The organism is Paracoccus sp. (in: a-proteobacteria), assembly GCF_030538695.1.
GTDB lineage: Bacteria > Pseudomonadota > Alphaproteobacteria > Rhodobacterales > Rhodobacteraceae > Paracoccus.
Map to the genome: position 1 here is coordinate 17,484 of NZ_JAUNTN010000007.1, position 23,060 is coordinate 40,543.

Here is a 23,060-nt window from a genome sequence, read left to right on the forward strand (position 1 = left end):
GCTGGCGGCATCCTATCTGTGCAATATGACACAGACACAAATCCCCTGGTCGGTTCTTGATCTGGCCCCCGTTCCCGAAGGCGCAACCCCGGCCGACGCCTTTGCCCGCAGCGTTGATCTGGCGCAACTGGTTGAACGCCTCGGTGCCAGCCGGTTCTGGCTGGCCGAGCATCACAACATGCCCGGCATCGCCAGCGCCGCCACCAGCGTGCTGATCGGCCATATCGCGGGCAAGACCAGCCGCATCCGCGTTGGTGCAGGTGGGATCATGCTGCCCAACCACTCCAGCCTGCAAATCGCGGAACAGTTCGGCACTCTGGCGACGCTTTACCCCGACCGCATCGACCTTGGCATCGGGCGCGCGCCCGGCGGCGATCAGGCGGTGATGCGGGCCTTGCGCCGGAATATGGTCAGCGATGATGATTTCCCCACCGATGTGGCGGAACTGCTGGCCTATCTGGGTGATCCGCAGCCGCAAGCGGCGGTGCAGGCACACCCCGGTCAGGGAACGCATGTGCCGGTCTGGATTTTGGGCAGCTCGCTTTACGGGGCGCAACTGGCGGCGGCTTATGGCCTGCCCTATGCCTTTGCCAGCCATTTCGCCCCCTATGCGCTGGATCAGGCGCTAGAGGTTTACCGCACCCGGTTCCGCCCCGGCCCATGGGGCGACAAGCCGCGCTTCATGCTGGCGGCGAATGTGATTGCGGCGGATACCGACGAACAGGCGGCTTTCCTGCACACCAGCGCGAAACAGGCATTCGCGCGGCTGCATATGGGCAAGCCGGGCCTGTTGCCCGCGCCGCGTGCCGACTGGGACCGCGATGTTCCCGAGGCGATCCAGCAGCAGGTGCGCGGCGTGCTGTCCGTGACTGCCTGCGGCAGTCTGGACACGGTGCGCCGCGAGTTGGGCGCGATGATTGCCCGCTGGCAACCGGATGAGCTGATCCTGACCGGCCAGATCCATGACAGCGCCGCCCGGCTGCACAGCTTTGAACTGACAGCGCAGGCGCTGGCCGGATGAAAAATGCACTGATCTTTGGCCATGGCTATTCCGCCGCTGCGCTGACCCGGCGTCTGGTGGCGGAGGGCTGGTCCATCACCGGCACCACCCGGTCACGCCCTGATGCGGTGGCCGCCGCCGGGGCCGTCCCGCTGATCTGGCCGGGCGCGGACGCCACCGAGGCGCTGGCCCGCGCCGATGCGGTGCTGATCTCGACCGCACCGGGACCGGATGGCGACCCGGTGATTGCCGCACTGCGCCCGGCACTGCTGGCGGCGCGGCCCAAATGGGTGGGCTATCTGTCCACGACGGTGGTTTACGGCGACCACGGCGGCGATTGGGTCACAGAACAAACCCCGCTGGAATCCACCAGCAGCCGCGGGCTGGCCCGGATCGCGGCGGAACGCGAATGGCAGGCGCTGGCCGATACGGCGGGCTGGCCGCTGCATATCTTCCGGCTGGCGGGGATTTACGGCCCCGGACGCAGCGCACTGGACAAGCTGCGGGCGGGCAAGTCGCGGCGGATCATCAAGCCGGGGCAGATTTTCTCGCGCATCCATGTCGAGGACATCGGGCAGGCGCTGGCCGCATCCATCACGCAAGGCGGGCCGGGGCGGGTCTGGAACCTCTGCGACGATCTGCCCTGCCCGCCGCAAGAGGTGATCGAATATGCCGCCGCCCGCGCGGGCCTGCCTCTGCCCCCGGCCGAGGATTATGCAACCGCCCCGATGACGCCCATGGCGCGGTCATTCTATTCCGACAGCAAACGGGTTTCCAACGCAGCGATCAAATCCGGGCTGAACCTGCGGCTGATCTTTCCGACCTATCGTGACGGTCTGGAGCCGCTGTTTCAGGGCGCGACCGAACAACAGCCGGTATAGCTTTCGCTGGCCCCCTGTCCTTCGCGCAGGACCAGCGCCCGCAGCCCATAGGCGCGGTCAGACATACCATCGGAACATTGCGCGGGCATCGCGGCAATGGTGATCTTTTGCCCGCCGCTCCAGCCCACGATCATCCGCGCCGGGTCACGGAACCACGCCCCGCCATGCGCCTCATACCGGGGATAGGTCATGCTGCTTTCAGGCGTGGCCCATTCCAGCGCATCGCCCTTGCGGGTGACGGACCAAAATGGCTCGGTGCCATGACAGGCGAAACGGGCAGGCAGTTCATCCGTGTTCCAGACATCGGTGCGGTAATTCAGAAACCGCATCGAAACCCAACCCGAGCCTTCGCCCGTATTGACCAGCCCCCAGCGGCCATCGTCCGATTCCGCAACAACCTCGATCCGGGTGGCATCGGGGGCAAGGCTGCCGATCACCGGCGCAGCGGCATCGGGACGGGCGCGGATGTTCAGCACATCGCCCGAGGCGACCTCTGACACGTCAAACAGCGTCGGCAGCACATATTCCGGCGTCGCCAGCGCCGGGCTGGCAGCAAGGCACAAGGCAAGGGTCACGGGTCTGAACATGGGTCTATCCCACAGCAACGCCGAATATCCGGCCAATCAGCGCGGTGATCGCCATGGCGGCAACACCCCAGAACAGCACACGCAGCACCGTACGCCCCATTGGCGCCCCTCCGGCCCGCGCACCAACGGCGCCAAGGATGGCCAAGGCCAGCAGGGTTGCAACCCAAACCACCGTGATCGCGTGACCGGCAGGGGCCAGCACCGCCCCCAAAAACGGCACCGCCGCCGCAACCGTAAAGGTTGCACCCGAGGCAAAGGCCGCCTGCAACGGATTGGCCGACAGCACATCCGACAGGCCCAGTTCGTCGCGGATATGCGTGCCAAGCGCGTCATGCTCGGTCAGTTCCTTAGCCACCTGCCGGGCGGTTTCGGGTGACAAGCCGCGCTTTTCATAGATTTCGGTCAGCTCCTCCAGCTCCGTATGCGGATCATCCACCAGCGCCCGTTTTTCGCGGGCAATATCGGCACGTTCGATGTCCGCCTGACTGCTGACCGAGACATATTCCCCCGCCGCCATCGACAGCGCCCCCGCCGACAGGCCGGCCAGACCGGCAATGATAATCGCATTGCGATCCGCCCCCGAGGCTGCAACCCCGACCAGCAGCGACGAGATCGACACGATCCCGTCATTCGCCCCCAGCACGGCAGCCCGCAGCCAGCCCGAACGGGAGATATAATGCGGATCGTCAGGGTGGGCGCTTGGGTGGGTATGACGGCTCATGGCGCGACCTTTCCGGGCAGAAGAATCAAGCCCGCAGATTTAGCGCCGAGACCCCCAGCACCTCAAGCACCTTTGCCTCGATCTGCGGGGCATTCATGGCGGCACTGGCATACATGGCGGCAGGGCTGGCATGGTCGATAAACGTATCGGGCAGAACCATGCTGCGGAACCGGAAACCCCGGTCAAACACACCCTGATCGGCCAGAAACTGCGCGACATGGCTGCCGAAACCACCGATAGCGCCTTCTTCAATGGTAATCAGCGCCTCATGTTCGCGCACCAGACGCAGGATCAGGTCATGGTCCAGCGGCTTGGCAAAGCGGGCATCCGCCACGGTCGGGGTGATCCCCCGCGCGACCAGCGATTCGCGGGCCGCCATGACCTCGGCCAGACGGGTGCCAAAAGACAGGATCGCCACCCCGCGCCCCTCGGTCACGATACGGCCGCGGCCGATTTCCAGCGGGATGCCGCGTTCGGGCATCTCGACCCCGGTGCCTTCACCGCGCGGAAAGCGGAAAGCCAGCGGGCCTTCGTCATAGGCCACGGCGGTGGCGACCATATGGCGCAGTTCGGCCTCATCCGCCGCCGCCATGACCACCATACCGGGCAGGCTGGACATGAAACCCACGTCAAATGCCCCGGCATGGGTCGCCCCATCGGCCCCCACCAGCCCGGCGCGGTCGATGGCAAAGCGCACCGGCAGGCGCTGGATCGCCACATCATGCACGACCTGATCATAGCCACGCTGCAAGAATGTCGAGTAGATCGCACAGAACGGCTTCATTCCGCCCGCCGCCAGTCCGGCGGCAAAGGTCACGGCATGTTGTTCGGCAATGCCCACGTCAAAACAGCGACGCGGAAAGCGGTCTGCAAACAGGTTCAGCCCGGTGCCATCCGGCATGGCGGCGGTGATCGCCACGATCTTGTCGTCGCGGCTGGCCTCGTCGATCAGGGTCTTTGCGAAAACGCTGGTATAGCTGGGCGCGTTGGACGCCGGTTTGTGCTGCGTGCCGCTGGCGACATCAAAGGTCGCGGTGGCATGGCCCTTGTCGGCGGCGCGTTCGGCGGGCGCATAACCCTTGCCCTTTTTGGTGATCGCATGGATCAGCACCGGCCCATCAGCCCGCGCCCGCAGCGTGCGCAGCAAGGGCAAAAGCTGGTCCAGATCATGCCCATCCACCGGGCCGATATAGGAAAAGCCCAGTTCTTCGAACAGAGTGCCGCCGATGGTCATGCCTTTCAGCATTTCCTTGGCCCGGCGCGCGCCTTCTTGCAAAGGGGCAGGCAGCAGACCAACCGCGCCCTTGGCGGCGGCTTTCAGCTCCTGGAACGGGCCTTCGGAATAGAGCCGGGTCAGATAGCTGGACAGCGCCCCCACCGGCGGCGCGATGGACATTTCATTGTCATTCAGGATCACGAACAGCCGCTTGCCCAGATGGCCGGCGTTATTCAGTGCCTCAAACGCCATACCGCCGGACATGGCCCCGTCGCCAATCACCGCGATACCATCGCCCGGATCACCACCCAAATTGCCCGCCATCGCCAGCCCCAGCGCCGCGCTGATCGAGGTGCTGGAATGGCCTGCGCCGAACGGATCATAGATGCTTTCACTGCGCTTCGTAAAACCGGACAGCCCACCCTCTTTGCGCAGGGTGCGGATCCGGTCGCGCCGCCCGGTCAGGATCTTGTGCGGATAGCATTGGTGGCCCACGTCCCAGACGATCTTGTCGCGGGGCGTATCAAACACCGCATGAAGCGCCACGGTCAGTTCCACCACCCCCAGCCCCGCGCCCAGATGGCCGCCGGTCTGTGACACCGCGCTGATGGTTTCCGCCCGCAGCTCATCCGCCAGTTGCCGCAATTCGCGGTCCGTCAGCGCCTTGAGGTCGGACGGCAGGCTTACGCGGTCAAGGATCGGGGTGTTCGGGCGATTGTCGGTCATGGCTGGCCTTTGCGGGCGGCTAAGTGTTTCGCGTGACGATAAAGCGCGCAAGCTGGCGCAAGGGTTCCGCCGCTGCACCATAGGGTTCCAGCGCGGCGATGGCATCAGCCACCAGCGTGTCAGAGCGGGCGCGGGCCTGATCCAGCCCCAGCAGCGACACAAAGGTTGCCTTGCCCGCATCGGCATCCTTGCCGACGCGCTTGCCGGTGGCGGCCTCATCGCCGGTCACATCCAGAATGTCATCGGCAATCTGAAACGCCAGCCCCACGGCTGCGGCATAGCGATGCAGCGCATCGGACGAGGCCCCGGCGATCAGCGGGCCAGCGGTAGCCGCAAATTCGATCAGCGCACCGGTCTTGTTGCCTTGCAGGCGGATAATATCATTCAGCCCCAACGGCTGATCCGCAGTTTCGGCAGCAATATCAAGCGCCTGTCCCCAGACCATACCCCGCGCCCCCGCCGCATGGGCCAGCGACGCAATCAGGGCCAGCCGCGCGGATTCCGGCCCGATCAGCGGGTCAGTCAGGGTTTCAAACGCCAGCGTCTGCAAAGCGTCACCGGCCAGAATCGCGGTGGCCTCGGACCATTTCACATGCACCGTCGGCTGCCCCCGGCGCAGGTCGTCATCATCCATCGACGGCAGATCATCATGCACAAGGCTATAAGCGTGCAGCATTTCGACCGCCACCGCCACCGGCATGGCCGCCTGTTCACTGACCCCATGCAGCCGCGCCGATTCCAGCACCAGAAAGGCCCGCAGCCGCTTGCCGCCCGCACAGGCATAGCGCATCGCCTCCGCCAGATCACCGGCGGGAAGATCGGCCAGTGCAAGGTTCAGCGCATCCTGAACCCGCGCCTGCGCCTGCTGCAACTGCTGCTGCATCAAAGCCCCTCGGCCGGGGCGGCGCCAACCGGCTGGCCCGAGGCGTTCAGCGTGATTTTCTCGACCCGCTCCTCGGCAGCTTTCAGCCGGGTTTCGCAATGCGCCCGCAGCTTTGCGCCGCGTTCATAAAGCGCGATGGATTCCTCCAGCGTGGCTTCGCCGTGTTCCAGCTTGCCAACGACGGTCTCCAGTTCCTTCATCGCCTGTTCAAAGCTCAGCGTTTCGATGTCATCCGCCATGTGTTTCCCCCAAGGTTTGCGCGACCTTAACGCCAGTCGCCAGCGGATGCCACCGCTGACCGGCGATCAGCCCGCCCGCAGGCGCTGGCCATCATGGCCCAGGATGCGCACATCCAGCAATGCCCCCTCGGGCATGTCGCGGTCGAATGACACTTCGGTGAATTGCTCCGTCCGCCCCAGACGCGGCCCCTCGGTCAACACCCGATGGGTAACGCCGACCTGCGCCGCCAGATGCGCGGCCAACGCGGCATCCCCCGCCGCCCGCAGCCGCGCCGCACGATCCTTGATCGCCGGCCCCGGCACACGCGGCATCCGCGCCGCAGGCGTCCCCTTGCGGGCGCTGAACGGAAACACATGCAGGAACGTCAGCCCGCAGTCATCCACCAACCGGACCGAGTTTTCAAACATTGCCTCGGTCTCGGTCGGAAATCCGGCGATAATATCGGCCCCAAACACAATATCGGGCCGCAGCCGCCGGGCCTCATTACAGAACCGGATCGCGTCATCGCGCAGGTGGCGCCGCTTCATCCGTTTCAGGATCATGTCATCGCCCGCCTGCAAGGACAGATGCAGATGCGGCATCAGGCGCGGCTCGGTCGCAATCGCCAGCATCAGGTTCTCATCCGCCTCGATGCTGTCAATGCTGCTGATCCGCAGGCGCGGCAGATCCGGCACCAGTCGCAGGATACGCATGACCAGATCGCCCAGACGCGGCGCCCCCGGCAGATCCGCCCCCCATGACGTCAGATCAACACCCGTCAGCACGACCTCATTAAAGCCGCGATCCACCAGCCGCTTGATCTGATCGACCACCACGCCCGCCGGAACACTGCGGGAATTGCCCCGGCCATAGGGGATAATGCAAAAAGTGCAGCGATGGTCGCAGCCGTTCTGGACCTGCACATAGGCCCGGTGCCGCCCGAACCCGTCAATCAGATGGCCCGCCGTTTCGCGCACCGACATGATGTCATCGACCTGCACCTTTTCGGTGCCATAATCCGGCACCGCCAGCCCCGCCCAGGTCGCGGGCTGCATCTTTTCATGGTTGCCGATCACACGCGCCACCTCGGGCATGGCGGCAAAGGTCTCGGGTTCCGTCTGCGCCGCACAGCCAGTCACGATGATCGGCGCACCGGGGTTTTCGCGCGACAGGCGGCGGATTTCCTGACGGGCCTTGCGCACGGCCTCAGCCGTGACGGCGCAGGTATTCACGACGACCGCCCCCGACAGGCCCGCAGCCTCGGCCATCTCGCGCATGGCCTCGGATTCATAGGCGTTCAGACGACAGCCCAGCGTGGCGAAAACCGGCGGCTTCATTGCAGCCATTCCGGCGTCAGCCAGCCTTCGAACACCAGCGCGGTCGGACCGGTCATCCAGACGCCATCCTCGCGCCAGTCGATCTCCAGCGCGCCGCCGTCCACGATCACCCGCACCCGCCGGTCGGTCAACCCGCGCCGAGCCGAGGCCACCGCCGCCGCGCAGGAACACGACCCCGAGGCCAGCGTGACCCCGGCTCCCCGTTCCCAGATGCGCAGCCGGATGGTGCTGCGGTCGATCACCTGCACCACCTCAACATTGGTACGTTCAGGATACAGCGGGTCATGTTCAAACCGCGCGCCAAAGGCAGGCAGATCCACCGATTCCGCATCATCGACAAAGAACGTCGCATGAGGATTCCCCATGCCGGTCGCCACCGGATCACCGTCAATCGGCAGATGCAGCAGGTCCACATCCCGCGCCAGCGGAATCGCCCGCCAGTCCAGCACCGGCGGCCCCATATTGACCCGCGTCAGCCCACCACCCGCATCTTCGGCCAGCAGAACCGCGTGATCCGTCCGCAGCCGCAGCGCAGTCTGGCCAGTCTCATCCATCAGCAGCCGCGCAATGCAGCGCGTGGCATTGCCGCAGGCGCCGCTGCGCGAGCCATCCGCGTTCAGAAACACCAGCCGCGCATCGGCATCCGGGTCCGTCTGAATCAGCGCCATCTGGTCGAATCCCACACCCATATGCCGGTCAGCAATACGCCGCACCAGATCGGACGACGGGGCCGGGCCACCATCGCGCAGATCGAAAATCACGAAATCATTGCCAAGGCCGTGCATCTTGAGAAAGCGCAGGCCGCCTGTTCGCCGCTGTTCCATGCCGGCCTTTTACGCCCATGCAAAAGATTTTGCCAGATGAGTCGTTTTTTCCCTTGACCCCCCGGCACGCCAGCCCTACTAAGCGCCCCTGTTGTGGGCCCATAGCTCAGTTGGTAGAGCAACTGACTTTTAATCAGTGGGTCACAGGTTCGAATCCTGTTGGGCTCACCACTTTTCTTCAGATTGCTGTCAGGTGACATGCGAGTTGTCCATTTGTGACAACTTTTTGTCCATTTTTGACAGATCTTCTGTCCATTGCGCATTCCAGGCTCATTCGACACTAAGTCCATCCGTTTTTCAACATGCCGTCCACTGGGACTGGGCATGTTGAGCGAAGCGAAGGAGGGAAGCGCGGAGACCTCAGCTATCGCAGCGGTTCCCGCCTTCGCGGTTGCGGCGCGCTCGTCATGTTGGGCAGAGAGCCGACACTCGCTGCGGACGGTGCTGACGACCGGCTTCGCGGGACAAGGCTGCCTCCTGATCGTAGAGGCGAATGCCCGCAGCGGCGCGGACTAGTTCGCCACAGACGCGCATGTCGTACTTGGCTGCGGAGCGCATTGCCATTTGTGGAATCTTGTGGCCTCCCGCAGATCGACCATCGAACTATCACCCACATGAGGGCTCTTGCCGTCCAGTCCAAATAGCCATCGGACGAAACTTGCAGAAGTTGACGAAGGTTATTAAAATAGTAATAACCCAATAAGGGTTTTTCTATGGTAAAACTGAAAGTGCGGAAATTCGGAAACTCCCTTGGGGTGGTGCTGCCCAAGAAAGTGATCTCGCGTCTGAACGCACAGGACGGCGCGCCCCTGTATCTGATCGACGCGCCGGATGGCGGCTATCGGTTGGTGCCCTATGATCCCAACTTCGAGCAGAAGATGGCGAAGGCCGAGGACATTATGCGGCGCTATCGTGACACGCTACATGTTCTGGCGCAATGACGGCATTCGCCTGGATGGATGGGCGGAGAACCGACTGACGGCAGTGCCGCGTCGCGGTTGCAGCGAAACTGCATTTTCCCAAAGGTTTGGCTCCCGAGCCTCACCAACTTTGACACGGCAGTCCAGTCAAGATTGATGTCTGCCGAGACAGCGAAGGCGCGAAGCGCAGAGACCTCAGTTATCGTAGCGATTCCCGCCTTCGCCGTTGTGGCGCGCGCGGAAAGCGGTCGTTCGCTTCGGCAGATGCCAATTTCGGGGAAGCGCACCGTTTCTAAGTCGAATACCGCTCTTTTTACTGAAATATCCCCAGCGGAAGATCAGGGACACCTCGCCGCAGGAGATCAATCCGTTCTTTTCCATACTTCTCAATTAGCCGAAGTTCAAAATCAGGCTCAATGTCAATCGCGAATGAAAATAATCCCCTTAGATAAAATAGAACTCCGGGATCAATATCTCCCTTCACCCAATTATGGATCAACGCTTTGATTTCTCTCTTTCGCTCCCGGCCAATCGACAAGGTGTGCTGTGGAGTGACAACGACTCCCGTAATAACTCGGCGATATTTCTTCGAGAGGTAAGCGGTTTTCTGGTGGTTGAGCCTGAGCCGCAGATGGGGAATGCCACGTTTATTGTTAACTATGACTTTCTCTATTCCATCAAGCCGCTCGGGCTCGAAAGATGAAACGAACAGGTCGTCAGCGTACCGTGTATACACCAACCCTTTTGCGTGGCATTCTTCATGCATACGGCGATCAAACTCGAACATCATGGCGTTTGTAATCGCGGGTGAACTTGGCGCACCAATCGTCAATCTACCGTTTCGACAAACTATATTTCCTATGAATTTCAGATCACGCTCCGAAAGCTCGATGCCGATAACCGTTGCTTGCTCATCAATATATTGAACTATCCGCGCCTGAGAGAACGATGGGAAGAAGCTTGCAAAGTCATAGCGATTGGTGAACTTCGTTTTACGGTGACGCTCGGCATTTGCTCTGATTCCTGTACCTTTCCTATAAGCAGTTGCAGATTCATGCAGGGGAAACCGGCTAATAAGTGCACGCACAATCCAACGTTGAATGGCTTTGAGTTCTCGGCTGGGATGCTCAATCACCCTTTCACCACCTGCCCGTTTTGGGATAGTGTAGACCTTGTAGCGACGACTCGCACTTTCCGACAAACTTATCAGCTTGGACTCCGGTATTTTAGCCGTTTTGCTTAGGATTTTGATCAACATATCAAGCTCCTACCAAGGCGCTGAACTCAGGATCTGCGCCAAGATAAATGGCCGAGATATTCAACATCAGAACATCTCGCTCAGTTTTCGCGCCATCTTTGATTTTCAGGATCATATTTTCCGTCCCGCTTGGCTTGAGGTGACCGTAGTCCCCCACCTCAATCAAACGCCCCGAGCCAACAAGGATGGATATAATTTGCTTCGTTTTCGAAGGCGCAATGTGACCTAAGAAAATCCCTTTGAGCACTGCCTCGATGTCTTCAACCGTTGCAATTCCAAGCATCGAAACGAGCATTTGTATTATCGCAAAGAGTTCAAAACTATCCATCTCTGCGAAGGTCCTGATCTGTAGCGCTCGCCGTGTCGCATGAAGTGGCGCTCTATCAATCAGGCGTTGAGAAACGAGATTGAAGTCCGGATTGCTGTAATTAAATTGTATATTCGGTTGGAAAATTGATACATCCGCAATCTTCTTTGCGGGACCTATTGAAATAAAGCTATCCTTCTTCAGGTGAGTGGCATTTATTACAAGTAGTATTTTTGCTGCTATCTCTGGAATGGCAGAGAAATAACCAGTCTCCGCGAGAGAGCCAGGAGCTTCGGGGAAGATCACAATGGAATGCGAGAGCTTGCCTATGAGTTCTTCAAATGTCGTAATGTCAAAGGGTTCATTGTCGCCAAGCTTCCAGTATTTGCGCATGGCAAACTCTGGTTCAAAAAACTCATAACCTGGCAAAAGTTCGTCAAATTCACTTTGGAACCGGCGCCGCATATCTGTCTGCTCACTGCCGCCGCAGACAAATACGATGTTGCTCTGCCTTGGAATGGTGAAGCCGTTTTTGAAAAGGTCGTAGAGTCCCTTGCGCAGTGATTTGTGATCATCACTGCGCAAGGGGTGGTCCATTTATATTCTCTTACTTAAGCGTCCGACTTCGAATGGTTTTGTCGGCGCCGAGGCGAAGACCGGGGCCGACAAAACCATTCGAAGTCGGCGCCCAAAGTCGTTCAATCAAGTGCAGCCTGGCAAATCACCCGGCATAGAGCGTTTTCGGCAAAAACACCCAGCTAAGAGTGGCACCAAGATACCGATTTCTAGGAAAACTGCAATAGGTCCGAAAGGCAAAATCCGTGGTTGCGGGTAGTGAAGCGGCCATACGGCGTAACTATCACGAGAGGCAGCAAAGGGTCGAACCTGCTCTCTGCTCCCATCAAGGGATCCGCTCGCGCAGCGCCTCATACAGCCGTCCCGGGCCCATCAGCGCGGCCTTCAGCCCATCCTGGATCGTCTGTGATTCCAGTGCCTGTCGGCTCATCGCCGAATGGGCATCCAAGGCGTCGATGACCGCATCCATGATTGCTGCCTTTAGCAACGGCGAATTGTCGAACTGGTCCTTCTGGTTGCTGCCAGCCTGCTGGGTGAGGGTTTCGTTCTCCATAAGCTTGCCCTTGATCGCCATGGCGTAGGATAGCTGGTCGTTGTCGGTCACGCCGGTGAACAGATCATTCATCTTGGCAAGGATCTCGGACAGCAGGGCCTTTTCCTTGTCCTGCACCTCGCCCGAGCCAGTCTCTGTCATCGGCTTCAGCTTTTCGGCCGCGCTGCCCAGGGTCAGGTTCGTCTTGTCCTTCGCTGTAAGCTTGTGATGGGTCAGCTCCACCTTGCTCAGGTCCACGCCCTCGCGCTCGCGGCCGAAATCCAGCAACGGGATCAGGCGGCGGTAGAAGATGCTGCGTGCCTCGATGGCGGTGGAGCCATAGTCGAAGATCTGCGACAGGAAGCTGTAGAGCCGCAGGAAGGCGCCCATATTGGCCTTGAACAGGGTGAGCGCGTCCTGCGTCTGTTTAGCGGCGATCGCTGCCCGATCGTCGCCAGCGGCACCGGCTTCGATCCCTGCCTCTTTCGCGGCGCGGAAGGATTTCAGCAGCCGATCCGCCACCGGTTCGATGGCGGCCGACAGACTCGCGTGGCTCGCCCTTGGATCAAGCTCCGCCCGGACCACGCGATCCACCTCGAAATCGTCGTAATAGCCAAGCGCATCCAGCTTAGCGCGCAGGTCCAGCACCTGATCCGGATCGGTGACGGCCTCCAGTTCCGCCGTTTCGTAATAGGTGCGGAAGGCGGTCAGGATGTCTTCGGCGCTGTTGGCGAAATCGAGGATATAGGTCGTATCCTTGATGATTCCGCCCGCAGAATACGCCCGGTTCAGGCGCGACAGCGTCTGCACCGCCTGAATACCCGCCAGCCGCCGGTCGACATACATCCCGCACAAAAGCGGCTGGTCAAAGCCGGTCTGGAACTTGTTCGCGACGATCAGCACATGGAATTCGGGCCCCTTGAAGCTCTCGCGGATGTCGCCGTGCAGGCCGGGGTTCAGCACCTTCGACGTCTCGGTGAAGGGATCGGGGCCGCTGTCGGGGTCGTTCACCTCGCCCGAGAACGCGACCAGCGTGCCGAGGCCATAACCCTTTTCCGCGATGTATTTCTGCATGGCGATCTGCCAGCGCACTGCCTCCTTGCGGCTTTCGACCACCACCATCGCCTTGGCCTGCCCGTCCAGCAGCGGCATCACCATCGCGCGGTAATGCTCGACCACGATGGCCACCTTCTGCGCGATGTTCCAGGGATGCAGCTTCACCCATTGCATCAGCGCCTTCTGCGCGGCACTGCGTTCGACCTCTCGGTCGTCCATTTCCTCGCCGCCATTCGCCAGTTTGAAGGCCAGCGCATAGGGCGTGTAGTTCTTCAGCACATCGAGGATGAAGCCCTCTTCAATGGCCTGCCGCATCGAATAGACGTGGAACGGTTCGGGCAGATTGCCCGGTCCGGCGGGTGCACCAGGGTCGGTACGACGGCCGAACAATTCCATCGTCTTGGCCTTGGGCGTCGCGGTGAAGGCGATGAAGCTGATCCCCCCGGATCCCGCCTTGGCGGCCATGTTCGCGGCCAGCACGTCTTCGGCGCTGATCTCGCCGCCATCCTGCAATTCGGCCAGTTCCTCGGTCGACAGCACCTGCTTCAGCTTGGATGCCGCCTCGCCGGTCTGGCTGGAATGGGCCTCATCGGCGATCACCGCGAAACGCTTACCGCTGGTCGCCGCCAGTTCCTGCACCGCCTTCAGCGCAAAGGGAAAGGTCTGGATCGTGCAGACGACGATCTTCTTGCCGCCCGCCAGCGCCTCGGCCAGTTGCCCGCTTTTCGCCCCGGCCTCGTTGGTGATCGTCGCCACCACGCCGGTAGTGCGTTCAAAGGCAAAGATCGCCTCCTGCAACTGGGTGTCGATCACGTTGCGGTCCGAAACCACAACGACCGAGGAAAAGATCTTCTCGTCCCCCGCGTCATGCAGATCGGCCAGCAGATGCGCGGTCCAGGCGATCGAGTTCGTTTTGCCCGACCCTGCCGAATGCTGGATCAGGTATTTGCCGCCCGGCCCTTCCTCCAGCACCGCCGCCCGCAGGCGCCGCGTCGCATCAAGCTGGTGGAAGCGCGGAAAGATCATGCCGGTCAGCTGCTTTTTTGCATCCCGCATCCCCACCATATAGCGGCCGAGTATCTCCAGCCAGCTATCAAACGCCCAGATCTCTTCCCACAGATAGGCGGTGCGATGGCCCGCCGGGTTGACCGGATTGCCCGCTGCGCCGTGATCGCCCTTGTTGAAGGGCAGAAAGCGCGTTTCTGGCCCGGCAAGCTGCGTGGTCATCATCACCTCGCGGTCGGACACCGCGAAATGCACCAGCGCGCCGCCGGGAAAGGACAGCAACGGCTCGGGCTTTTGGCCCTTTTCCTGCGTCCTGCGGTCAAAGCGGTATTGATCGACGGCATCCTGCACATTCTGGGTGAAATCGGTTTTCAGCTCGACCGTGGCGACCGGAATGCCGTTCAGGAACAGCACCAGATCGAGGCAATTGCCGTTCACCTCGGAATAGCGCAGCTGGCGGATGACGCGCAGGCGGTTGGCGACATAGCGCGCGGTGATGTCGGGGTTCATCCCCATGGCGGGGCGGAACTGGGACAGCGCCAGCGGGGCGCGCAGACCCACAACCTCGATCCCGCGCCGCAGCACGTCCAGCGTGCCACGGATGTTCAACTGCTTGCGCAGCCGGTCAAAGATCGCGTCCTGCCCATGTTTGCCCACCGCCTCGGCCCAGGCCTTGGGCTGGGTGTCCTGAATCCACGCCACCAGATCGGCGGGAAAGATCGCGCGGGCGCGGTCATAGGCGGCGGCATCGCCGGGGGCATAGAGCCAGCCATGCCCCGCCAGATGGTCGCAGATCACATCCTCGAAGCCGATTTCCTTATGCGTGGCCGTCAGGGGAAAAGCCTTCCTGTCTGCGTTTTAGGCCCGGTTCCGTTCGGAACAATATTGTGCCGCTCCATCCAGTCGAGCCAAATGCCGAGATTATCCGCCGTGAACTTCGCGGCTTTCTCCGGGTGCCAGTTTTCCAGCACCTCGCGGATGATATCCGCGCGGTCTGGGCTTTGCTCATCGATCAGGAAGTCGTTCCATGCAGCATAAAGCGTGGCCACCGCTTCGATTCCGGCTTTGGACAGTGAGCCAAGCTGCTCGCTTAGATAATTGAAATGTGTCATCCGGTCGCCAAGGACTGCTGTAAGATCCGCACGCAGCGTCACGACGTCACCATAGAATTCATATTCCACACGAGAGCCGCGACCGCCTTCTTGCTCAACCCGAGCCAGCCCGGCGGCAACAAGTTCAGCCTCAACCCGGCTCTGCAACTCGGCATCAAGCGGTCCAGCAGGCATCCGCACATAATGGCCGTCAATCTCATGGATTCCGGCATGAGCCTGAGCCATGAAGAGAAACTTCTGAACCATCATTCGACCAAAGCCCGCATGGCGGCCATGAGCGGCAATCACCACACCACCCAGCATTGCGCTGATTTTCATGGATTGCGGAGACCTGACTGGAGAGGCGCTTGCCTCACGAACGTCAATCATGCCCGTCACAGCCGCCGAGATCAGCGCTGCGCGGCGTTCCTGCAAGAGGTTATGGCAGAGGTGGCGGTTTCGGTGAGGGCGTCCAGTTGGGGTAATTCCGTATTCAAGCTGGAAACAATCGCATGCTGTTCAGGGCTCGGCTGCGGACAAGATTTTTCGCACACCAGCACTATCGTGAACTGCAGCAGAGTTTCGCGACATTGCTGAATCGGCGCCGCGCCGATCTGGAGCTTGGCAGCCGGAACGAAGCACGAGGGATCGCGGTCATCGGTGATTCAGGGTCGGGCAAAACGACGGCCGTCAGGCGCCTCCTTGCAACGCATCCTGATCTGCAGGTTCTGCAGCCGGGGATCGAAAAGGCAGAGGCTGTCAGCCTCAGTCTGCCCTCACCCGCCAGCGTCAAATTCGTGGGTTTAGCCTGCCTGAACGTGTTGGGCTACCCGCTTCGCCGCGACCGGACCTCTGCCATCATCTGGGACCTGGTCCAGAACAATCTACGACTGCGTCAGACGCTGGTCCTGCATTTCGATGAAGCACAGGATTTTTACATCAACCAGAACGCCCGCGAGATGCAGTCGATGATCAACACGCTGAAGGCGTTGATGCAGAATCCCGACTGGCCGGTCAGCATCGTCCTCAGCGGCATGCCACAGCTTCGCGATCTGATCAATATGGATCCGCAACTGGCCCGACGCTTCACCCCCGTTCATTTCACCAAGCTCGATCCTGCGCAGGACGGTGCGCCAATCATGAAAATGGTTGCAGGTTATGCAGAGGCGGCCGGATTGGAAATGAGCACCGACCTTCATGACAGAAGCTTCGTCCGGCGCTTGATCCACGCAGCGGCAGAAGAGTTCGGGCTGACGGTGGAACTCCTCCTATCCGCGATTGAAATCGCCCTGCGCGCCGAAAAGTCCCAATTGTGCCGTTCAGGCTTTATCCAGGCATTCGCCCGGCGGTCTGGATGCATGCCGGATTTCAACCCTTTCCTGCGCGAGGACTATACTTCGATCAACGCGCGATTGTTGTTGCTTGGCCAGGTTCCTGACGAAGCGAACCCGGAGCCCCAAAAAAAGGGGCGCAAAAAAATGACCCTCGCACTCTCCCTGCAGCCGAAGCCGTTCGAACCTGCGATCAGCATCGCGTCACGCATCGCCATGAAGCTTTGCGTCCCCAGCGTCTCAGACTGCTTGCGCGACCTCGGGGTCAACTGGCCGCTGTTTCGAAGCGGCCAGCCTATGGAAATTGACCATTTCGCAAAAATTATTGGCACTGACAGCGCGGCCCTGCTGCACGAATCCCTTACGCCCCGATCGAGGGGCCAGTTCAGTTTTCGGGGCCACGTTCTTGATCGCCGAACGGTCAATCGCCGGGACGTGAAACTGTGCCCCCGTTGCATTATGGAGGACCATGAGCGCGACGGTCCCCTGGGGCGATACGGTCGGACTTACTGGCAGCTGACCCAATGCCGGACCTGTCCACGTCATGCGGTTCCCGTCATCACACTGCCGCAGACGCCTGCCTCGCAATACGTATTGGACTTTGCCCGTGTGATCGAACGCAATTTTGCAACTGTGCAGCGAGTTGCGGACGCTGCGGTATCTCGACCGCACGGTTTCGAGTCGTGGTTGCTGCATCGCCTGGACAATCACGAATCACGACATTGGCTCGACAAGCTGGAGGTCAGCGTGATCGCCCAGATCTGCGAACGAGCCGGGGCCGTCCTGTGCTTTGGGGCGACAACGGCCCTTCGGCGATTGAGCGAGGAACAACTCGCCACTGCCACGGAGACGGCATTTCAAAAGCTTATAAGAACGGATGACGGCTTCACCCCCCTTCTCCAGGAGATCTGGGATGCCTGCCCGTCTGCCCGGCAAGGCTACTATCCCACCCTTGGCCATTTTTGGACCTGGCTGGACAAGCTCAAATCTGATCCGCGTTATGGGCGGGTTTTGCAGGATACTGCTGATTTCATCTTCTCGCATCAGGCGATTCCGTCCGGCACGAAGTTGCTGGGACAGATATGCAAGCAGCGCCGACGCCATTCCGTTCAAAGCGCCGCTGTCGCCTACGGATTGAACATTTCCCGCACAGATCGGCTGCTCAAGACGTTGATCAGGGACGGTCGGGATCTTGGCGTCGATGCCGTTGATCCGATCCTCTCTCGAATCTCTGCCTGTATACCGCGCGTTCGCGCCGCGAAACATCTTGGTGTTTCGCCGGACGTTTTCGATCGCCTCAAGCGGAGCGGCCAAGTCAGAGCAGCGTTCAGCGGCGAGAAAGTTGCGGATCTGTATGACGTCATGGAACTTGATCGTTTGCGGCACGCGGTGTTCAGCCGTGCACAGATTGTTCGCCAGAGGCCACCAAATTCTTCCCGCGTCGCTGCTGCCGTACGCCTCGTTTCAGTCACTTGCGAAGACATTCTGGGAATGATCGCCGAAGGAAAGCTCGCATTCGTCGGCCAGGAACCTGGCAATCACAACATGTGCGATCTGTACGTCAATCGCGATGAACTCCGCGATTTGGTCTACGGTCCCGAAGAGCCACTTCCCGAAGGCCATTTCACCGTCAACCAGGCGCGCACTGTACTATACCTCAACACGATGACCACCGCATGGCTTATGCGCGAGGGATATCTCCGGACAATACCGCACTGGAACGCTCGGCAGCGGTGCTTCTCCAAGCTTATTACTCTGGCCGAACTGCGAGCCTTCACCGATCAGTACGTCTCCCTCGGCGCGCTCGCAGCCGAGGCTCGCATTCAGGCCAATCATGTTGCCCGCAGATTGGAACGAAACGGGATCATTCCGCTTGATTTTCCCGCGCATCTCAACAAGATTTTTCTGAGGGAGGCTGCGCAGCCGCCCGAGCATGTAGGAAGGCCATAAACAAAATTATGCAATATCAGTAGATTAACATGGACCCCAGAAAATTCGAAACGTTCATTTACCTTGTCATGCATCCAGCACTACTTACGATCGCCATCGTCCATTTTTCGGATCAAACTTGGATACCGTGGGTGCTTGTGATCCCGTATGCCTTCTTCGCGTACATAACCTGGCCTGGCTTGAAACCAAGCACGGAAGCAGGTCTATTTTGGTTCTTCGGCCGGCCTTTTATTTCCGCCATTGCCGGGTATTTGATGCTCAAAGCAAACGGGATGCCAGATCATCTCTCAGTGGTTGCATTGTCGTTTGCAACTTTCAGTATTTACATTTTTTCAAATGTAATCGCCCTGCTGGCTCGTATGACGCCTGTATTGGTAACCACACCTCAACTTCACTATGCCGCGCGAAGAAATCCAGTTGGGCTAGCTATATTGTCAGGGTTGGCGTTCATGATTGTGTATCAGATTCTCAGCTGGCTGCAGATGGCCCTTGGATAGGCTTTCCAATCTGAAAATTGTAAAGCGCGGCTTCTCGGCCGCGTCTTTTTTTGGATGATCTAGTATCAAATGGACAGAAAATTTGTCAAAAATGGACAAACGAATGTCACTGACTCGCAGATGATATAAATAAAAACAATGCCTTACATTTTCAGAAATGGACAAATCCGCTGTCACCCGACAATTGCAGCAGTCCCGCCAGAACCAGCAGGTTTCTGCCGTGCGAGCAGGTTTGCCCGTGGCAAATCATGCACGGATTTCATGCAAAACGTGAATATTATGAAATTGGCGGCGGCAGGATGATCGGTTAAGACAGCCCATTGCCAAGGAAAACCGCCATGACCCTGCCCAAGTCCTCTGTTTTTGATCGTATCCGTGCCGCTGCGGCTGAACGCATCCTGATTTTGGATGGCGCGATGGGGACGCAGATCCAGCAGCTTGGCTTTGCCGAGGATGATTTCACCGGCGCGCATAGCCATGGCGCAGGCTGCGCCTGTCATCAGGCCATGGGCCGCGTGCATGGTGATGGTCAGCATCCGCAGCAGGGCAACAATGATCTGCTGACCCTGACCCAGCCGCAGGCGATTGAGGACATTCACTATCGCTATGCCAAGGCGGGGGCGGATATTGTTGAAACCAACACGTTTTCCTCGACCAGCATCGCGCAGGCGGATTACGGGATGCAGGATGCGGTCTATGACCTGAACTTCCACGGCGCCCGCATCGCCCGCGCCGCGCTGGATCGGGCCACGGCCGAGGACGGGCGCGAACGCTTTGTCGCGGGGGCCTTGGGGCCAACGAACCGCACGGCTTCGATCAGCCCGGATGTGAATGACCCCGGCTATCGCGCCGTGACCTTTGACGATCTGCGTGACGCCTATGCCGAGCAAATCCGCGGGCTGATGGATGGCGGCGCTGACATCATCCTGATCGAGACGATCTTTGACACGCTGAACGCCAAGGCGGCGATTTTTGCCTGTCATCAGGTGTTCACCGAAAAGAACCTTGAACTGCCGGTGATGATTTCCGGCACCATCACCGACCTGTCGGGGCGCACCCTGTCGGGACAGACGCCCACGGCCCTCTGGTATTCGGTCAGCCACGCCAGCCCGCTGACGGTGGGGCTGAACTGTGCGCTGGGGGCGGATGCGATGCGCCCGCATCTGGCGGAACTGTCGGGCGTGGCGGATACGCTGATCTGCGCCTATCCCAACGCCGGCCTGCCCAATGAGATGGGCGCCTATGACCAAAGCCCGGCGGCGATGGCCGCGCAGGTCGAGGGCTTTGCCCGCGATGGGCTGGTGAATATCGTCGGCGGCTGCTGCGGATCGACCCCCGATCACATCCGCGCGGTGGCGCAGGCGGTGGCGAAATATGCGCCGCGCAAGATCCCTGACATCGCGCCCCTGATGCGCCTGTCCGGGCTGGAGCCGTTCACCCTGACCGACGACATCCCCTTTGTGAACGTGGGCGAGCGCACCAACGTCACCGGCAGCGCCCGGTTCCGCAAGCTGATTACCAACCGCGATTATGCCACCGCGCTGGACGTGGCCCGCGATCAGGTGGAAAACGGTGCGCAGATCATCGACATCAACATGGACGAGGGGCTGATCGACAGCAAACAGGCGATGGTCGATTACCTGAACCTGATTGCCGCCGAACCTGACATCGCCCGCGTGCCGGTGATGATCGACAGCTCCAAATGGGAGGTGATCGAGGCCGGCCTGAAATGCGTCCAAGGCAAGGCGATCGTGAACTCGATCAGCCTCAAGGAAGGCGAGGCGCAATTTCTGGAACAGGCGCGGCTGTGCCGGGCCTATGGCGCCGCCGTCGTGGTGATGGCCTTTGACGAGACCGGCCAGGCCGATACCGAAAACCGCAAGGTCGAGATCTGCGCCCGCGCCTATGACATTCTGGTCAATCAGGTGGGCTTCCCGCCCGAGGACATTATCTTTGATCCCAATGTCTTTGCCGTGGCGACCGGGATCGAGGAGCATGACAATTACGGCGTCGATTTCATCAACGCCACCCGCCGCATCATCCAGACGTTGCCGCATGTGCATGTCTCGGGCGGGGTGTCGAACCTGTCGTTTTCCTTCCGCGGCAACGAACCCGTGCGTGAGGCGATGCACGCGGTCTTTCTGTATCACGCCATTCAGGCGGGCATGGATATGGGCATCGTCAATGCCGGTCAGCTTGCCGTCTATGACCAGATCGACCCGGCGCTGCGCGAAGCCTGTGAAGACGTGGTGCTGAACCGCCGCCCGGATGCGACCGAACGCCTGCTGGATCTGGCCGAGCGTTTCCGGGGCGAGGGCGGCACCAAAGCCCGCGAAAAGGATTTGTCATGGCGCGAATGGCCGGTCGAAAAGCGGCTGGAACATGCGCTGGTCAATGGCATCACCGAATATATCGAGACCGACACCGAGGAGGCCCGCCAAGCCGCCGAGCGCCCGCTGCATGTGATCGAAGGCCCGCTGATGGCCGGGATGAATGTCGTGGGCGATCTGTTCGGCGCGGGCAAGATGTTCTTGCCGCAGGTGGTCAAATCTGCCCGCGTGATGAAACAGGCCGTGGCCGTTCTGCTGCCCTATATGGAGGAAGAAAAGCGCCAGAATGGCGGCGATGGCCGGGGCAGCGCGGGCAAGGTGCTGATGGCCACGGTCAAGGGCGATGTCCACGACATTGGCAAGAACATCGTCGGCGTCGTGCTGGCCTGCAACAATTACGAGATCATCGACCTTGGCGTGATGGTGCCTGCCACGAAGATTCTGGAAACCGCGCGGGCCGAACAGGTGGACATCATCGGCCTGTCCGGGCTGATTACCCCCAGCCTTGATGAAATGGTGCATGTCGCATCCGAGATGGAACGCGAAGGCATGGATATTCCCCTGCTGATCGGCGGGGCGACGACCTCGCGCGTGCATACGGCGGTGAAAATCAACCCGCGCTATGGCAAGGGTCAGACCGTTTACGTCACCGACGCCAGCCGGGCGGTGGGGGTGGTGTCCTCGCTGCTGTCGGATCAGAAAAGCGCCTATGTCGAAAATATCCGCGCCGAATATGCCGATGTTGCCAACCGCCATTCCCGCGACGAGGCCGCCAAGGCCCGCCTGCCGCTGGCGGATGCCCGCGCCAATGCCGTGCCGGTGGACTGGTCGGCCTATCGCCCGGTGACGCCGCAATTTTTGGGCGCGCGGGTCATCGACGACTGGGATCTGGCCGATCTGGCGCGTTACATCGACTGGACGCCCTTCTTCCAGACTTGGGAGATGAAGGGCGTCTATCCCCGCATCCTCGACGACGCCAAACAGGGCGAGGCGGCGCGGGCGCTGTTTGCGGATGCACAGGCGATGCTGGCCCGGATCATCGAAGGCAAATGGTTCAAACCCCGCGCGGTCGTGGGCTTCTGGCCCGCCCATGCGGTGGGCGATGATATTCACCTGTTCACGGATGACAGCCGCCAGCAGGAACTTGCGACACTGTTCACCCTGCGCCAGCAGATGCCGAAACGCGACGGCCGCCCGAATGTGGCACTGGCCGATTTCGTTGCGCCTTCGGGCGATTACGTTGGTGGTTTCGTGGTGACAGCCGGTGCCGAGGAACAGGCGATTGCCGACCGGTTCAAGGCCGAACATGACGATTATTCCGCGATCATGGTGCAGGCGCTGGCCGACCGTTATGCCGAGGCGCTGGCCGAGGCTCTGCATGAACGGGTGCGGCGTGAGTACTGGGGCTATGCGGCGGATGAAGCCTTTGGTCCGCAGGATCTGATCGGTGAACCCTATCAGGGTATCCGCCCCGCCCCCGGCTATCCGGCCCAGCCGGACCACACGGAAAAGGCGACGCTGTTCCGCCTGCTGGACGCCACCGCCGCCACCGGGGTCGAGCTGACCGACAGCTATGCGATGTGGCCGGGGGCTTCGGTGTCCGGCCTCTATATCGGCCACCCCGACGCCTATTATTTCGGCGTCGCCAAGGTCGAGGAAGATCAGGTGCGTGATTATGCCGCGCGCAAGGGCATGTCGCTGACCGAGGTCGAACGCTGGCTGGCCCCGATTCTGAACTATACGCCGCGCCCTGCGGCGGTTGCCTGAAATGGAAAGGGGGCGTTTTCGCCCCCCTTTTCCGACAGCTTCACAA

17 protein-coding genes and 1 tRNA gene are annotated in these 23,060 nt (G+C 60.7%); 7 read left to right on the forward strand and 11 right to left on the reverse strand.

Going from position 1 to position 23,060, the window contains the following annotated elements; translation table 11 throughout:
- Positions 1-25: 25 nt before the first annotated feature.
- Together Q4G24_RS05080 and Q4G24_RS05085 are read left to right on the forward strand one after the other, a co-directional pair.
- Complete coding sequence (locus Q4G24_RS05080) at positions 26-1,021, forward strand: LLM class flavin-dependent oxidoreductase (protein ID WP_303365424.1); 996 nt, start codon at positions 26-28, stop codon at positions 1,019-1,021.
- Complete coding sequence (locus Q4G24_RS05085; RefSeq protein WP_303365425.1) at positions 1,018-1,881, forward strand: SDR family oxidoreductase; 864 nt, start codon at positions 1,018-1,020, stop codon at positions 1,879-1,881. The genes Q4G24_RS05080 and Q4G24_RS05085 overlap by 4 nt, the downstream gene beginning before the upstream one ends.
- On the opposite strand, the gene Q4G24_RS05090 is transcribed toward Q4G24_RS05085, so the two are convergent.
- From Q4G24_RS05090 to dapF, 7 genes are all read right to left on the reverse strand, one after another.
- Positions 1,851-2,468, reverse strand: coding sequence for a COG3650 family protein (locus Q4G24_RS05090; protein ID WP_303365426.1), 618 nt, complete (start codon positions 2,466-2,468; stop codon positions 1,851-1,853). The genes Q4G24_RS05085 and Q4G24_RS05090 overlap by 31 nt on opposite strands.
- A 4-nt stretch (positions 2,469-2,472) precedes the next feature.
- Positions 2,473-3,189 (reverse strand): VIT family protein, encoded by a 717-nt coding sequence (locus Q4G24_RS05095; protein ID WP_303365427.1) that lies wholly within the window; start codon positions 3,187-3,189, stop codon positions 2,473-2,475.
- A gap of 25 nt (positions 3,190-3,214) precedes the next feature.
- Positions 3,215-5,131: a 1-deoxy-D-xylulose-5-phosphate synthase gene (gene dxs, locus Q4G24_RS05100; RefSeq protein WP_303365428.1), complete on the reverse strand. Its 1,917-nt coding sequence runs from the start codon at positions 5,129-5,131 to the stop codon at positions 3,215-3,217.
- A gap of 19 nt (positions 5,132-5,150) precedes the next feature.
- On the reverse strand, positions 5,151-6,014 hold the full coding sequence (locus Q4G24_RS05105; protein ID WP_303365429.1) for a polyprenyl synthetase family protein: 864 nt from the start codon (positions 6,012-6,014) through the stop codon (positions 5,151-5,153).
- Positions 6,014-6,253 (reverse strand): exodeoxyribonuclease VII small subunit, encoded by a 240-nt coding sequence (locus Q4G24_RS05110; RefSeq protein WP_303365430.1) that lies wholly within the window; start codon positions 6,251-6,253, stop codon positions 6,014-6,016. The genes Q4G24_RS05105 and Q4G24_RS05110 overlap by 1 nt, the downstream gene beginning before the upstream one ends.
- A gap of 66 nt (positions 6,254-6,319) precedes the next feature.
- On the reverse strand, positions 6,320-7,570 hold the full coding sequence (mtaB, locus tag Q4G24_RS05115; RefSeq protein WP_303365513.1) for a tRNA (N(6)-L-threonylcarbamoyladenosine(37)-C(2))-methylthiotransferase MtaB: 1,251 nt from the start codon (positions 7,568-7,570) through the stop codon (positions 6,320-6,322).
- On the reverse strand, positions 7,567-8,394 hold the full coding sequence (gene dapF / locus Q4G24_RS05120; RefSeq protein ID WP_303365431.1) for a diaminopimelate epimerase: 828 nt from the start codon (positions 8,392-8,394) through the stop codon (positions 7,567-7,569). Before dapF ends, mtaB begins: the two co-directional genes overlap by 4 nt.
- A 95-nt stretch (positions 8,395-8,489) precedes the next feature.
- Between dapF and Q4G24_RS05125 the strand changes: the two genes are divergently transcribed.
- Positions 8,490-8,565 (forward strand) — tRNA-Lys (locus Q4G24_RS05125).
- A gap of 542 nt (positions 8,566-9,107) precedes the next feature.
- Entirely contained in the window at positions 9,108-9,335 is a 228-nt protein-coding gene (locus tag Q4G24_RS05130; RefSeq protein ID WP_303365432.1) for a transcriptional regulator, read from the forward strand.
- A 292-nt stretch (positions 9,336-9,627) separates the two neighbouring features.
- On the opposite strand, the gene Q4G24_RS05135 is transcribed toward Q4G24_RS05130, so the two are convergent.
- From Q4G24_RS05135 to Q4G24_RS05150, 4 genes are all read right to left on the reverse strand, one after another.
- A complete protein-coding gene (locus Q4G24_RS05135) occupies positions 9,628-10,572 on the reverse strand; it encodes a retron St85 family RNA-directed DNA polymerase (RefSeq protein ID WP_303365433.1) in 945 nt (314 codons plus the stop codon).
- 1 nt (position 10,573) lies between these two features.
- A complete protein-coding gene (locus Q4G24_RS05140; RefSeq protein ID WP_303365434.1) occupies positions 10,574-11,476 on the reverse strand; it encodes a retron St85 family effector protein in 903 nt (300 codons plus the stop codon).
- A 304-nt stretch (positions 11,477-11,780) separates the two neighbouring features.
- Entirely contained in the window at positions 11,781-14,846 is a 3,066-nt protein-coding gene (locus Q4G24_RS05145) for a type I restriction endonuclease subunit R (protein WP_303365435.1), read from the reverse strand.
- Between the two features lie 32 nt (positions 14,847-14,878).
- The gene (locus Q4G24_RS05150; protein ID WP_303365436.1) at positions 14,879-15,529 is read right to left on the reverse strand and encodes a hypothetical protein; all 651 of its coding nucleotides are present in this window, start codon (positions 15,527-15,529) and stop codon (positions 14,879-14,881) included.
- A gap of 122 nt (positions 15,530-15,651) precedes the next feature.
- On the opposite strand from Q4G24_RS05150, the gene Q4G24_RS05155 reads away from it, so the two are divergent.
- From Q4G24_RS05155 to metH, 3 genes are all read left to right on the forward strand, one after another.
- Positions 15,652-18,420 carry a TniB family NTP-binding protein gene (locus Q4G24_RS05155; RefSeq protein ID WP_303365437.1) on the forward strand — a complete coding sequence of 923 codons (2,769 nt, stop codon included), beginning with the start codon at positions 15,652-15,654 and terminating at the stop codon, positions 18,418-18,420.
- 29 nt (positions 18,421-18,449) lie between these two features.
- The gene (locus tag Q4G24_RS05160; RefSeq protein ID WP_303365438.1) at positions 18,450-18,917 is read left to right on the forward strand and encodes a hypothetical protein; all 468 of its coding nucleotides are present in this window, start codon (positions 18,450-18,452) and stop codon (positions 18,915-18,917) included.
- 338 nt (positions 18,918-19,255) lie between these two features.
- Positions 19,256-23,014, forward strand: a complete 3,759-nt coding sequence (metH, locus tag Q4G24_RS05165; protein WP_303365439.1) for a methionine synthase — start codon at positions 19,256-19,258, stop codon at positions 23,012-23,014.
- Positions 23,015-23,060: the final 46 nt, after the last annotated feature.

Excerpts from the sequence above, each read along its gene's own strand:
- Q4G24_RS05080 (WP_303365424.1), top strand. The coding sequence starts at position 26 with ATGACACAGACACAAATCCCCTGGTCGGTTCTTGATCTGGCCCCCGTT.
- Q4G24_RS05085 (WP_303365425.1), top strand. The coding sequence starts at position 1,018 with ATGAAAAATGCACTGATCTTTGGCCATGGCTATTCCGCCGCTGCGCTG.
- Q4G24_RS05090 (WP_303365426.1), bottom strand. The coding sequence starts at position 2,468 with ATGTTCAGACCCGTGACCCTTGCCTTGTGCCTTGCTGCCAGCCCGGCG.
- Q4G24_RS05095 (WP_303365427.1), bottom strand. The coding sequence starts at position 3,189 with ATGAGCCGTCATACCCACCCAAGCGCCCACCCTGACGATCCGCATTAT.
- dxs (WP_303365428.1), bottom strand. The coding sequence starts at position 5,131 with ATGACCGACAATCGCCCGAACACCCCGATCCTTGACCGCGTAAGCCTG.
- Q4G24_RS05105 (WP_303365429.1), bottom strand. The coding sequence starts at position 6,014 with ATGCAGCAGCAGTTGCAGCAGGCGCAGGCGCGGGTTCAGGATGCGCTG.
- Q4G24_RS05110 (WP_303365430.1), bottom strand. The coding sequence starts at position 6,253 with ATGGCGGATGACATCGAAACGCTGAGCTTTGAACAGGCGATGAAGGAA.
- mtaB (WP_303365513.1), bottom strand. The coding sequence starts at position 7,570 with ATGAAGCCGCCGGTTTTCGCCACGCTGGGCTGTCGTCTGAACGCCTAT.
- dapF (WP_303365431.1), bottom strand. The coding sequence starts at position 8,394 with ATGGAACAGCGGCGAACAGGCGGCCTGCGCTTTCTCAAGATGCACGGC.
- Q4G24_RS05130 (WP_303365432.1), top strand. The coding sequence starts at position 9,108 with ATGGTAAAACTGAAAGTGCGGAAATTCGGAAACTCCCTTGGGGTGGTG.
- Q4G24_RS05135 (WP_303365433.1), bottom strand. The coding sequence starts at position 10,572 with ATGTTGATCAAAATCCTAAGCAAAACGGCTAAAATACCGGAGTCCAAG.
- Q4G24_RS05140 (WP_303365434.1), bottom strand. The coding sequence starts at position 11,476 with ATGGACCACCCCTTGCGCAGTGATGATCACAAATCACTGCGCAAGGGA.
- Q4G24_RS05150 (WP_303365436.1), bottom strand. The coding sequence starts at position 15,529 with ATGATTGACGTTCGTGAGGCAAGCGCCTCTCCAGTCAGGTCTCCGCAA.
- Q4G24_RS05155 (WP_303365437.1), top strand. The coding sequence starts at position 15,652 with ATGCTGTTCAGGGCTCGGCTGCGGACAAGATTTTTCGCACACCAGCAC.
- Q4G24_RS05160 (WP_303365438.1), top strand. The coding sequence starts at position 18,450 with ATGGACCCCAGAAAATTCGAAACGTTCATTTACCTTGTCATGCATCCA.
- metH (WP_303365439.1), top strand. The coding sequence starts at position 19,256 with ATGACCCTGCCCAAGTCCTCTGTTTTTGATCGTATCCGTGCCGCTGCG.